The sequence below is a fragment of the Arthrobacter sp. Helios genome (assembly GCF_023167125.1).
Lineage (GTDB): Bacteria > Actinomycetota > Actinomycetes > Actinomycetales > Micrococcaceae > Arthrobacter_B > Arthrobacter_B luteolus.
In genome coordinates this window covers 3,654,009-3,667,216 of the sequence record NZ_CP095402.1, presented here as the reverse complement: position 1 = coordinate 3,667,216, position 13,208 = coordinate 3,654,009, and the positions used below count along the sequence as shown (strand labels likewise).

Below are 13,208 nucleotides of genomic sequence, written 5' to 3'. Positions count from 1 at the left end.
ATGGAAACATGTCTTCACACACACACTCGGCTCCGGCCGTCACGCTCACCATTGCCGGCTCGGAAGCCACCGGCGGAGCGGGCGCACAGGCAGACCTCAAATCGTTCCAGGAACTGGGCACCTACGGCATCGCTGCCCTGACCTGCATTGTTTCCTTCAACCCGAAGGACAACTGGAACCACCGCTTCGTTCCGGTGGAACCGCAGGTCATCGCGGACCAGCTCGAGGCCATTCAGACGGCCTATGACCTGGAAACCGTGAAGATCGGCATGCTTGGCACGCCCGCCACCATCGACACCGTGGCCAAGGCGCTGCAGAGCCAGGACTGGAAGAACATCGTTCTGGACCCGGTCCTGATCTGTAAGGGGCAGGAACCGGGCGCTGCCCTGGACACCGACCAGGCGCTCAAGGCCCAGATCCTTCCGCTGGCTACGTTCGTGACCCCGAACCACTTCGAGTCCCTGTCTCTCTCCGGCCTGGATTCCATCGAATCCGTCGAAGATCTGCAGGAAGCGGCCCGCCGGATCCATGAAGCCTCCGGCGCCGTCGTGCTGGCCAAGGGCGGGGTGCGGCTGGAAGGCGACGACGCCGTCGACGTTTTCTATGACGGCCAGACCGTGGAGGTGCTGCGTGCACCGAAGGTCGGTGACGTTGCCGTCAGCGGTGCCGGCTGCACGCTCGCCGCAGCGATCACTGCCGAACTGGCCAAGGGTGCATCACCGCTCGAGGCCGCCCGTACCGCCAAGGCGTTCGTCACCGAAGGCATCCGGAACCGGGTCTCCTCCCACACGCCGTTCGATGCCCTCTGGCAGGGCGGCGCGGGCAACGGCCCGGCGCTCTAACCCTTTCAAGTCCCTGACTACGGCGGACGGCGGCACCGGAAACGGTGCCGCCGTCCGTTTCGCTTTTCCCGTGAACGTCCGGAGCTTTTCCCTTGGGATCCGTCCTTTCGTGCCAGCTCAGTCCGCGATTTAAGCCCTGCACAGCCGTTCCCGTCAATAGCCGCTGAACGAATCGCGGCCCAAAACCGTGAACCTTTGACCTGCCGAAATGCTCGCTTAGGGTGTGCCTACGGCTGCGGGCAATTGGGGGCCGAAGGTGCATAGCTGACACTCCACAACGGGGGTTGGGGGCACAACGGAAAGCTGTCACGTGTGTCAGCAGCCGGCGGGCGGCGGTTCAGGTCTCTAGTGCAACAGGTCTCTGACGGCGTTTCTCCGGCAGCACGCGGCGGAAATGTTCAAGGAGCACAATGAGACGGTCCATTCATCGCAGGCCGGGAGTGGTGGCAACTGCCGCCGTCGCCGGCCTGGCACTCACAGCGGGATTGGGCCTGCCGGCCCAGGCCACCGAAACCAGTCCTGACCCCGGAAACGCCCTCCAGGGATTCGCGGTCGAGAAGTTTGCGGAGCAGAAGGTCTCGCCGAGCCTTCGCGGGATCAGCGGCGAGGTCTCCGTTTTCGTCCAGTTCACCGGCGAAGGGGCCTTCGAGCAGACCCAGCCGGAAGCCGTGAAGGCGGGCAAGCAGGAACCGGTGGTTGACGCACCGCGGGTGCAGCAGATCCGGGCGGACATCGAATCCCAGGCCGAATCTGTGGCCCAGGAAGCCGCTGCCAGCACCATATACACCACCACGAACACGCTTCCCGGCGTGGCCATCGTGGGTGATGCCGACGCGATCAAAGCGCTGGCGGACCGCGGCGACGTCGCCAAGATCACCCGGATTGTCCCCAAAACGATCGACAACAAGGGTGCGGACATCGACACCCGGGCGCTGAACACCTGGGTGGAACGCCAGCAAACCGGCAAGGGCATCACCATCGCCGTGCTGGACACCGGCATCGATTACACCCACAGCGACTTCGGCGGCCCCGGCACGGTGGAGGCGTTTGAAGCTGCCCAGGCCTCGCCCGGCATTCCCGACGCCGGCAGCGGCCTGATCGATCCGGACAAGTTCATCGGCGGCTATGACCTGGTGGGCGATGACTACAACGCCGACCCGACCGCCGCGGACTACCAGCCGATCCCCAAGCCGGACCTCAACCCGCTGGATTGCCAGGGCCACGGCACACACGTCGCCGGCACCGCCGCCGGATATGGGACCAACGCCGACGGCACCACGTTCGACGGCGATTTCTCCTCCCTGACCGCGCAGACGGTCAATGACCTGCGGATCGGCCCCGGCTCGGCTCCCGAAGCCCAGCTGGTCGGCATCCGCGTGTTCGGCTGCACCGGCTCCTCCGACGTCGTCGGCCAGGCTCTGGACTATGTGCTGGACCCCAACGGCGACGGCGATTTCTCCGACCGCGCGCAGGTCGTGAACATGTCCCTTGGCTCCGACTACGCTCCGGTCGATGACCCGGAAAACGACATTGTGGACAAGCTGACCGAGCAGGGCATCCTGTCCGTGGTCGCCTCCGGCAACGCCGGCGACGTCTACAACGTGGGCGGCTCCCCCGGAAACGCCCGCTCGGCGCTGACCGTGGCCAGCTCCATCGGCTCACAGATCTCGCTGGACCGTGCCGATGTCCTGGCTCCGGCCGGGCTCGAGGGCTCCGCCGCCGGCCAGTACTCCGCCAACTTCAACTACTCCGATCCGGCCCTGACGCCGGAACGGCTCACCGGCAGCGTGGTGGCGGCTCCGGCTGACAACAAGTTCGGCTGCGCGGCCTTCCCCGCCGGCTCGCTGACCGGCAAATGGGTCTGGATCCAGTGGGAAGAGAACGGCGCGTTCCCCTGCGGTTCAGGCGCCCGCTTCAACAACGCGCAGGCCGCCGGCGCAACCGGCGTCGTCCTGGATTCCCCACGGGACGTGTTCGACGCCGGTATTGGTGGCAACGCGGCCATCCCGGGCATCCAGCTCAACCGCGAGGCCTCCGATCGGCTGCGTCCAGCCGCCGTCGACGGCACCCTCACCGTGCGCCTGGACCCGGCCTACATGGGCACGGCCACCGGCCCCTCGAACTCGCTGGATACGGTGAGCTCCTTCTCCTCCCGCGGCCTGCACGGTTCCAACGGAGTGGTGAAGCCCGACGTCGCTGCTCCCGGTTCCTCGATCGGCTCCGCCAACGTGGGGTCCGGCAACGGCGCCTCGGTGAGCAGCGGCACGTCCATGGCCACACCGCACGTGGCGGGCCTGGCCGCACTGCTGTACGCGGCGACGGATTACACGCCGTACGAGGTCAAGAACGCCATCATGAACACCGCAACCCATGACGTGCTCGCCGCCAACGGCGCGGTGCACGGACCCAACCGGGTCGGCTCCGGCCGCGTTGATGTCCTGGACGCCGTGAACAACAAGGCCCTGGCCTACGACGCCGAGGACCAGACGCTCACCAGCGTCAACTTCGGGGTGCTGGAACTCGGCGCCGACGCCCTCACCGTGACCCGGAAGGTGACGGTCCAGAACAAATCCGATTCGCCGCGGACCTTCGCGGTCAGCTACCTGCCGGCGTCGACGATGCCCGGGGTGGAGATCACCACGGCTCCGAGCGTCAGCGTGGGCGCGAACGCCAAGGCCACCGTGGACGTCACCCTCACGGTCGCCGATCCCGCGGCGCTGGCCAAAACGATCGACCCGGCCGCGGACACCGAACAGCTGGGGCTGCCGCGCCAGTTCCTGGCCGATGTCTCCGGACGCGTCCAGCTGGCCAGCGCCGGTGTGCCGACGCTGCGTGTGCCGGTGTATTCGGCCCCGAAGCCGACGTCGGACCTGACCGCGGGCACCGGGATCGGCTTCGCTGATTCCGAGGCCCTGGCTGCCGAGGTGACCCTCACCGGGCGCGGCCTGGTGCAGGGCTCCGGGGCATCAACCTACCTGTCGCTGGTGTCGCCGCTGGTGCTGGGCGGGCAGAGCCCGAAGCTGGATAACCTGGCGCTGGACTCCATGAAGGCCATGGATCTCTCGGCGGTGGGGGCCTCCTCAACGCTCCCTGCGGTGAAGGCTGCCGGCGGAGATCCGGCGGGCGCGGTGCTGAACTTCGGCCTGAGCACCTGGGAGAACTGGCCCATCCTGGGCGGGCACAACGAGGTCAACGTTGAGATCGACACCAACAAGGACGGCACGGCTGACTACCTCGTGGCTACCGGCCGTGCCGATGACCTGGACTTGGTGCTGGTTAACACCTACCGCCTGAACGCGGACGGCTCACGCACCCTGGTGGACCAGACCGGGGCCAACGGCCTGCTCGGCAACGTGGACTCCAACACCTTCGACTCCAACACGGTGACGCTTCCGGTGTCCGTGGCGGCCCTGGGTCTGGATCCGGCGGCGGAGTCGCTGCCGATCCAGTACAAAGTGGTGACCTGGAGCCTTTACAACGTGGATGACACCGGGACCACGGTTCCGGTGGATTCCACGGAGTTCATCGAGTTCGACGCCGCCAACCCGGCGCTGTGGTTCGCCGGAGGCTCAGCAGACGCCCTGTTTGCCGACGTCGACGGCGGCAAGCTCACGGTAAACCGCAGTAAGGACACCACCGAGGCCTCGGCACTGTTCCTGCACCTGCACAATGCCACGGGCGACCTGAGCGGCACCGCCGGTCTGGGCGGCCGGGCCGAGGTGCTGCCGGTTACTGTTCCGGCCCCGGCTCCGGTCAGCCCGGTGTCGGCCGTGAGCAAGTGCACGAAGTCCGGCGTCGAGATTGCCGTGACCGTGAAGAACGACGGCACCCGGAAAGCCAACGTCGAGGTCAAGTCCAAGTACGGGTCGGCCAAAGCCAACAATCTGAACCCGGGCCAGTCCAAGACCGTGGTCATCAAGACCAAGGACTCCTCGATCAAGGCCGGCGAAGTCACCGTGAACTACACCTTTACCGGCAAGGGCAAACCCGAGAAGGCCAGCTACACGGCTGCCTTTGAGGCGCAGAAGTGCGGCAAGCCCGGCAACGGCGGCGGCCATGGTGGAGGTCACGGTGGAGGCAGGCCCTGAACCGGCGGCGGGCACGGCTGAAGCCAGCCCGGCAATGGCTGGGGCCACGGGCCGCGCTGGATATGACCATCTGACCGGGTCTCACCCAGAAAATACAAGTAAATAGACGGACTGGGCCGGCCTCCGACAACGGAGGCCGGCCCAGTCCGTCCCTGCTTCCGCGGAGCCGGATCTTCCCTCGACAACCCCGCACTATCCATCCAGCAGATAGCAGCTATCCCAATAACTCGCTTCCCCAAATATCCAACCCGCATCACAGTGGTGAGAACAGCGTGATCTGAATCACTTTCCCGCCCTTTGACTGTCGATGGAGACCTGATGAGAAGCAGAAGTTCGAGCACCAAGGCCAGGGGCGCCCTCAGCGCCTTGTTTATTGCCAGCCTCGCCCTGGCATCCTGTAGCTCCTCCCCCGCAGCAGACGCTCCCAGTCCTGAAGCCTCCGTTTCCACCGAGGCCTCAGCGCCGGCCGGCTCCGAAGCTCTGGCGGCGGCCTACGAAGGCATTGTTGGGACCCCACCGACCGAATCCGTGGCGGTGCCAGAGGGCCTCTCTGCCTGGGTGGTTTCCTGCGGACAGTCCCAGGTCACCTGTTCAACACCTGCCCAGGGCGCCGCGGATGCAGCCGAGGCAATCGGATGGCAGAGCAACATCTGCGACGGCCAGCTCAACCCCAATGGCTGGGCCAACTGCATCCGCCAGGGGGTGGCCGCCAACGCCGACGTCATCTTTGTGATCGGTCAGGACTGCTCCAGCTTCCAGGGCCCGCTCGAAGAGGCCCGCGCTGCCGGAATCACCACCGTTGGCGTCGGCGCCAATGACTGCGACGTCGACGGCGGCGAGCCGCTGTTCACCGGCATCACCAAACAGCTGGACGGCATGGACAACGAGCAGTGGTGGAACAAGCTCGGCGAGCTGCAGGCCGGATGGCTGATCGGACAGACCGACGGCGACGTGAAGCTTCTGGAAGTCACCTTCGCAGACACCCGGTTCGGCCCCTGGATCAGCGACGGATTGAACGCCGAACTCGAAAAGTGCGACAGCTGTGAAGTCGTTGCAACCCTGCAGCTCAGCAACCAGGACGCGGCCAGCGGAGCCATGGCGCAAAAGCTCTCCACGGCACTGCTGCAGGCGCCCGAAGCGAATGCAGTTGCTGTTCCGTTGGACGGCTGGTTCATGGCCGGACTGTCTCAGGCAATCGTTTCCTCCCAGCGGTCCGATGATCTCGCCGTCGTCGGCGCCTTCGGCCAGCGCAGCAACCTGGACCTGATCGCTGCCGGCCAGGGCCAGGATGCCTCGATCGCCTTCAGCCTGGAGTGGAACGGCTGGTCAGGTGTGGACACCGCCCTGCGGTTGCTGGCTGAGCAGGAGATCCTGCCGTCCGGAGTCGGAATGCAGGCAGTGGATGCGAAGACGAACATGCCAGCCGGCGGCGCCGCGTTTGCCTACGACCCGGTGATCGACTTCAAGCAGGCCTACCTGGAGGCATGGGGCAAGTAGTGACTGCTTCTAACAAGTTCCGCCCTCCCGTGTCCGCGGCTTCCGCGGGCACGGGAGGTGCGCATGACACGGCGGTGGTGACCGCCTTGGCGGCGCAGGGGATTACCAAGACTTTCGGCGATGCGGCCGCCCTGGCCGGGGTGGACCTGGCCGTGGAACGAGGCAGTATTCACGCCCTCCTCGGCGGCAACGGCTCCGGCAAGTCAACCCTGATCAAGTGCTTGGCCGGCGTTTACCAAGCCGACGCCGGAACCATCAGCGTGCAAGGAGAGAGCGTTCCGGCACGTCAGATGACCCCACGCCGGGCACGCGAATCCGGGCTGCGCTTTGTCCACCAGGATCTTGCAGTGTTCGATTCACTGACAATCGCCGAAAACTTTGCCCTGGACTCCGGGTTCCCTACGAACCCGTTCCAGGGAATCCGCTGGCGGGAACTACGCAGCCGCGCGGACGAACTACTGGACTTTTACGGTATTTCGGCGCGGGCCACCGATCCACTGGGGACACTCCGCCCGAGCCAGAAAACCATGGTTGCAATTGCCCGTGCACTCGCTGACCAGCAGGACAGCGAGTATGTGCTGCTGCTGGATGAGCCCACGGCGTCCCTGCCCGAAGATGAATCCCGGGAGCTGATGGCGGCGCTGCGGGGCCGCGCGGACCTCGGCCAGACGATTGTGCTGGTGACGCACCGCTTCGGCGAGATAGCCGAGGTCGCCGATCATGTGACGGTATTCCGCGACGGTTCCGTGGCCGGCCTCGGACCGGTGGCGGAAATGAGCACACCGGTCATCGTCTCAATGATGGCCGGTGAAACCGTCCCCCGCACAGCAATCCCCGGCGCAGCCACGGAAGCTGCGCCTGCGCCGCCACACTCTGCTTCCCCCGTGTTTGAGGGCAGGAACCTGACCCGGCACCCGCTGGCAGGAGTGAACCTTGCAGTGTCCGCTGGGGAAATCGTGGGCCTGGCCGGGCTGGCAGGTTCGGGCCGCTCCACCGTACTGCGCGCAATTTTCGGCGATACCGCCCTGACCGGCGGAACGATGAGCCTGGACGGTGCCCCGCACACCCCGTCCTCACCGGCAGATGCCGTCCGCTCCGGGATTGCCTTCGTTCCGGAAGACCGGCACCGGGACGCCGCTTTCCTGGACCTCGCGGTGCGGGAGAACGCCTCCGCCACAGTAATCGGACGGTATTGGCGCCGGCTCATGATGGACCTGCGGCTGGAACGGTCCGACACCGAACGCCTTATCCGCGAGCATTCCGTCCGGACGAATGGAACCGAAATTCCCATCGGGCAGCTCTCCGGCGGCAACCAGCAGAAGGTGATCATGGCCCGCTGGCTGCGCCGGGACCTCCGGCTGCTCCTGCTGGATGAACCGACCCAAGGGGTCGATGTGATGTCGCGGCAGGATATCTACCGCACCCTGCGCGGCCTCGCCGGCCAGGGTTGCGGGATCCTGGTGGCGTCCAGCGACCTGGATGAACTGATTGAACTCTGCGACCGCGTGCTGGTCCTGGTCGACGGCGGGGTCGCCGGCGAGTTCAGCCCCGAAGATGCCGGGCGCGGCGAACTGGCTACAGCAGTGATGTCCGCCGCCCCCGGCCGCCGCGCCACTCACGAAGGATCTGTTGACTAATGGACGCCATCCACACGCCCCCGGCCACACCCAGCGAAACCCGGCAGGACCCGGCCCCCGGGGCTTCCGGGGCGGCGCCCGGTACCCTGCCGGGCCGGCGCAAGCCCGCCCGCACACCGCTGGGCGCGCAGCTTGAACGGTTCGCCCTTCCCTTGCTGCTGGTCCTGATCATCGCGTTCTTCGGCGTCTTTCCGGCCAGTTCCGCGGTGTTCCTCAGCACCGCAAACGTTTCGGTGGTCCTGGCCAATCAGTCAGTAGTGACGCTGGTTGCCATCGCCCTGATCTTTCCCCTCGTAGCCGGTCATTTCGACTTCTCAGTCGGCGGCATCGCTGTTATGAGCAGTGTGGTGACCGCAGCGTCCATGGCACATTTTGCGCTCCCGCTCTGGCTTTCCTGCCTGCTGGGAGTGGCCGCCGCAGCCCTGGTGGGAGCGGTCAACGGACTGCTTGTCGCCCGCTTTCGAATGAACGCCTTTGTCTCGACTCTGGGCATGGCAACACTGCTGGGCGGGCTCATCCAGTGGTACACGGGAGGGCTGGCGATTATCGGCGTCGATCCGGCCTTCACCACCTTCGGCAGCAGTACCTGGCTGGGCCTGCCCCGGGTGGTGTTTGTGGTGGCGGTTCTGGTGTTCCTGGCCTGGTATCTGCTGACCCATACCCCCTTTGGCCGTTCGCTCTACGCCATCGGCTCCAACAACCGGGCCGCGGTGTTGGTGGGGCTGCCCCTGCGCCGCTATACCCAGACAGCATTCATCCTCTCCGGCACCCTGGCGGGACTCGCGGGAGTGATCCTGGCGGCGCGCACCGGTGGAGCGAACGCGGACAACGGCACCTACCTGCTTTTCCCCGCGCTGGCAGCGGTGTTCCTGGGTGCCACCGCGATCCTGCCCGGCCGCTTTAACGTGGTCGGCACGGTATTTGGGGTCCTGTTCGTGGCGGTGAGCGTCAGCGGGCTGACCCTGAGTGGGGCTGCGAACTGGGTGGACCAGGTGTTCAACGGTGTGGCGCTGCTGGTCGCTGTCGGGCTCTCCAGCTATCTGGGCCGGCGCAGGTCCGGGCAGGGCACATAAGCTGGCGGGGCAGGGCGGTTCCGGCCGGCGCTGCGGCGCAGCATCGGCAGAAACTGCCCCAAGCTCGCCTAAGCTGGCTGCCATGAAGTCCATCGATCTGAATCTGCTGCCGACGCTTCAGATCCTGCTGCGGCTACGCAATGTTTCCCGGACCGCGGAACATCTGCAGCTCAGCCAGCCGGCTACCAGTGCCGCACTCTCCCGGTTGCGCCGGTATTTCGACGACGAGCTGCTGGTCCGGGCCGGCAGGCACTACGAGCTGACGCCGCTGGCCCAGGACCTGGTTCCGCTGGTGGATGAGGCGCTGCTGAGCCTGGATCGGGTGACCGGAATCCGGAGCCGGTTTGATCCGGCAACCAGCGACCGGGAATTCGTCATCGCGGCTTCGGACTACGTGGCGGCCATGATTGCTGAACCGCTGCGCCGCGTCCTGCAGCTCGAGGCGCCCGGAGTGAGTGTGGACATCATCCCCACATCGATGGTGCGGGTGGACCAGTCGGATTTCACCCGCTGGGACCTGATTGTGGGTCCCACCGGGTACTCATTCCCCGGGGACAAAAAAGCCGTTTTCCGGGACAGCTTTGTGGCGGTCGTGGATTCCGGCAATCCGGTCCTGGGCCGGAATCCGCTGCCCGCCGCGGAGCTGGGCAGGCTGCCGCACGCCGTGGGCTACTTCGGCGAATCCATCAAGACTCCGGCGGATCTCTTCTGGGAGGTCCAGGGGGTCGAACGCAAGGTCGCTGCCCACGTCTCCGGGCTCCTGGCGCTGCCGCTGCTGGTCGAGGGCACGGACCTGGTTGCACTGGTTCCCAAGATGCTGGCGCTGAAGGCGCAGCGGGGAGCCAGCATCACCCTCGTCGAGTTTCCGGTGGAATCCGAACCTGTGCTGGTCGAGGCGATGTTCTGGCATCCCAGCCGCACCGAAGATCCAGCCAATCTGTGGCTTCGCTCGGTGGTTCAGCGGGCCTGTGCCCAGCTGCACGAGAACCTCGAGAGCGACACCGTCATCCGCCAGGCGACTATCGACGGCGTCGATACCCGGTAGATCAAAAACGGCATTCTTCGGATGCCCGGCAGCTGGCATTGTTCAGCACATGACCGATTCCTCGCGTTCGGGCGGACCGGAACCTTCCGGCCGTCTGGCCGGCAAGACCGCCATTATCACCGGTACCGGCAGCGGACAGGGGCGCGCTGCTGCTCTGGCTTTCGCGGCGGAAGGTGCCACCGTCATCGGCTGCGACGTTGACGTCGACGGCGCCGAAGAGACCGTCAGGCAGGTGCGCCAGGCAGGCGGCCGGATGAGCAGCACGCATCCCTTGGACCTCACCAGCGAACAGGCTGTGGCCGCCTGGGCCGCCGGGACGGCAGCAGAGCACCCGTCCCTGGACATTCTGTATGCCAATGCAGCCGCCACCCGGTTCGCGCCGGTCGAAGACCTCACGTTCTCCGACTGGCAGTGGAACGTCGCGCACGAGATGGATGTGGTCTTCCTGCCGGTGAAGTACTTCTGGCGGCAGCTGGCGGCGGCCGGCAACGCGGCGATTGTCCTGGTCGGCTCCACTGCGGGCGTCACCGGATCGGTGACCAACGGCCGCCTGGCTCACACCGCTGCCAAGGGCGCCGTTGTCGCCATGACCAGGCAGCTCGCGGCGGAAGGCGCCCCGCTCGGCATCCGGGTCAACACTGTCAGCCCCGGTATGATCCGCACTCCCGCCACCGAGGGGGACCTGCTCGCTCCGGACCACCCCATGAACAGGATCGCCGAGCATATCCCCCTGGGCCGCATCGGTGCCCCGGACGAAGTTGCCAGGTGTGCGCTGTTCCTCGCATCGGACGAAGCCTCCTACGTCACCGGCGCCAATCTGATGGTCGACGGCGGCTGGTCAGCAGTGCTGCCCGGCTGAGCCGGGAATATCCCTCCAAAAGAAAGGTTTCAACGATGAAACCAGTGCTCTCACGCGCAAATACGGCACCTAACAGACACGAATTTACTACCGGCTGGCCGGCTCTGCTGTTCGCTACCGTGGGGGCTGGCGTCGGGTTCAGCTGCCTCGGTTATATCCTCGGCCCCCTCGTGGTCCCACTGCAGGAAGAATTTGGCTGGGGCCGTGGAGAAATCACCCAGACCAGCCTGTGGAGCTCGTTGGGGATGGCTGCTGCCCTGCCGCTGCTGGGCCGCCTTCTGGACCGCTATGGCGTTCGGCGGGTTGCGTGGATCTCGCTGCCCCTTTTCGCCGCCGTGCTGTTCGTGCTCAGCCGGTTCGACTCGACGCTGCTTCTCTTCCTGACCCTGTATGCGCTGGCCGGAATCATCGGCGTCGGCACCTCAGCCGTCACCTATTCCAAGGCCGTAGTGGAACGCTTCCATAATCACCGCGGACTGGCATTGGGCATTATGGCCACCGGGCTCGGGGCGGCGGGACTGCTGCTGCCGCCGCTCATGGGAACGGTGATCGCCACTTACGGATGGCGCGGCGCCTACCTCACCATGAGTGTTCTAGCTCTCGCACCGCTGCTCATCCTGGCTGTCGTCAGGTTCCCACGTCCCGAAGAGAGCTCCAACGGGCCTGCGCCCGCTTCCCAGCTGGGGCACCTGCCAGGGCTTACCCGTGGCCAAGCGGTGCGCAACCGCGAATTCTGGACCCTGATCGCCGCGTTTTTCGTCCTCGGCTGGGCGCTGCTGACCATGGTTCCCCACTTCGTGCCGATGCTCATCGACAACGGCATCGAACCGGTTCAAGCAGCGCTGCTGTCCTCACTTATCGGTGTTGGAACAGTCATCGGCCGGCCGATTGTCGGTTGGCTCCTCGATCGGTTCTATGCCACGTACGTTGCCGTCCCGCTGTTCCTGACAGCTGCCGCCGGCTGCCTGCTGCTGCTTCTGGGCGGGGCGGAATTCGCTCCGCTGACGGCTGTGCTGATTGGCATCGGCTTCGGCGCGGAGATCGATTTGATGTCCTGTCTCAGTTCCCGTTACTTCGGCCAGCGGGACTTCGGCGCGCTCTACAGCTACGTCTACAGTGCCTTCATGATCGGCAGCGCCTTCGGCCCGGTCGCGGCTGGATACCTGTTCGACGCGCAGAAGTCCTACAACACTCCCCTGATCATTGCAGCGGCTTTCCTGGTGCTCGGCTCAGCAGTGCTGCTGACGCTGCCCCGGTTCGACCGCGTCCCGGCGGGCGGCGCCGGGTTCGATGATCAGGTGGCCGTGTCCACTGAGTCATAGGCTGCGAACTAAGGGGGGCCCTTCCGTGAGGAAAGGGCCCCACTTAGTTCTCTCGAGATCCAACCGGGCTCCGGCAGCAGCAATCAGCGCAGCGCGTCGGAGATGGACTTGGCGCCGCCGTGGGAGGTCTGGCCGCCGTCGACCGGGATCTCAGCGCCGGTGACGTAGGAGGAGAGCGGGCTGAGCAGGAAAGCGACCACGCTGGCCACCTCTTCGGGCTGCCCGGTGCGGCCCAGTGGGGTTTCGGCCAGGTTCGCTTCCCGGAAGGCCGGTTTGGCGCTGGCCGTCATGGGCGTTTCGATGAAGCCGGGGTGAACCATGTTGACGCGGACGCCGCGCGGCCCGAGCTCCCCTGCTGCTACCTTGGACAGCCCGCGCAGCGCCCATTTGCTGGCGGTGTAAGCCAGCGGATAGTGGGCGGTCAGTCCGGCGGCGGACCCGACATTAACGATTGAGCCGCCGGCTTCCATCAGCGGCGCCAGGGACTGGATTCCCAGCAGGGCGCCGGCCACGTTGACGTCGTAGACCCGGTGCAGGTCGGCCGCGGAGAGTTCGCCCAGCCGCTTTCGTTCGGTGATACCGGCATTATTGACCAGGCCGTCCACCCGGCCATACTGCCCGCGGAGGTGCCCGGCGAGCGCAGCCCACCCGGCTTCATCGGCCACGTCCAGCTGGTGGTAGTCCAGCCCGCTGAGCTCCGGAGCAGGTTCCCCGGCCAGGTCCACAGCCACCACCTGGGCCCCGTAAGCGTGCAGCATCCCCGCGGCCGCTGCACCCTGGCCCTGCGCCGCACCGGTGACCACGACTACCCGGCCTTCCAGGGCGAATGGGTTGCTGCCCAAGCG

9 protein-coding genes are annotated in these 13,208 nt (G+C 66.1%); 8 read left to right on the top strand and 1 reads right to left on the bottom strand.

Annotated elements, in window-relative coordinates:
• Nucleotides 1-8 precede the first annotated feature (8 nt).
• The 8 genes from thiD to ArtHe_RS16815 all read left to right on the top strand — a co-directional run bounded on the left by thiD (nt 9) and on the right by ArtHe_RS16815 (nt 12,363).
• Nucleotides 9-842: a bifunctional hydroxymethylpyrimidine kinase/phosphomethylpyrimidine kinase gene (gene thiD, locus ArtHe_RS16850; RefSeq protein WP_248318011.1), complete on the top strand. Its 834-nt coding sequence runs from the start codon at nt 9-11 to the stop codon at nt 840-842.
• Nucleotides 843-1,252: 410 nt separating this feature from the next.
• Nucleotides 1,253-4,930: a S8 family serine peptidase gene (locus ArtHe_RS16845; RefSeq protein WP_248318010.1), complete on the top strand. Its 3,678-nt coding sequence runs from the start codon at nt 1,253-1,255 to the stop codon at nt 4,928-4,930.
• A gap of 318 nt (nt 4,931-5,248) precedes the next feature.
• Entirely contained in the window at nt 5,249-6,427 is a 1,179-nt protein-coding gene (locus ArtHe_RS16840) for a substrate-binding domain-containing protein (RefSeq protein ID WP_248318008.1), read from the top strand.
• The gene (locus ArtHe_RS16835; protein WP_248318007.1) at nt 6,427-8,064 is read left to right on the top strand and encodes a sugar ABC transporter ATP-binding protein; all 1,638 of its coding nucleotides are present in this window, start codon (nt 6,427-6,429) and stop codon (nt 8,062-8,064) included. The genes ArtHe_RS16840 and ArtHe_RS16835 overlap by 1 nt, the downstream gene beginning before the upstream one ends.
• Nucleotides 8,064-9,137: an ABC transporter permease gene (locus ArtHe_RS16830; protein ID WP_248318006.1), complete on the top strand. Its 1,074-nt coding sequence runs from the start codon at nt 8,064-8,066 to the stop codon at nt 9,135-9,137. Before ArtHe_RS16835 ends, ArtHe_RS16830 begins: the two co-directional genes overlap by 1 nt.
• Before the next feature lie 82 nt (nt 9,138-9,219).
• Nucleotides 9,220-10,182 (top strand): LysR family transcriptional regulator, encoded by a 963-nt coding sequence (locus ArtHe_RS16825; RefSeq protein ID WP_248318005.1) that lies wholly within the window; start codon nt 9,220-9,222, stop codon nt 10,180-10,182.
• A gap of 49 nt (nt 10,183-10,231) precedes the next feature.
• Nucleotides 10,232-11,041 (top strand): SDR family NAD(P)-dependent oxidoreductase, encoded by an 810-nt coding sequence (locus ArtHe_RS16820; protein ID WP_248318004.1) that lies wholly within the window; start codon nt 10,232-10,234, stop codon nt 11,039-11,041.
• A gap of 35 nt (nt 11,042-11,076) precedes the next feature.
• Nucleotides 11,077-12,363: an MFS transporter gene (locus ArtHe_RS16815; RefSeq protein WP_248318003.1), complete on the top strand. Its 1,287-nt coding sequence runs from the start codon at nt 11,077-11,079 to the stop codon at nt 12,361-12,363.
• A gap of 83 nt (nt 12,364-12,446) precedes the next feature.
• On the opposite strand, the gene ArtHe_RS16810 is transcribed toward ArtHe_RS16815, so the two are convergent.
• Complete coding sequence (locus tag ArtHe_RS16810; RefSeq protein WP_248318002.1) at nt 12,447-13,205, bottom strand: SDR family oxidoreductase; 759 nt, start codon at nt 13,203-13,205, stop codon at nt 12,447-12,449.
• Nucleotides 13,206-13,208: the final 3 nt, after the last annotated feature.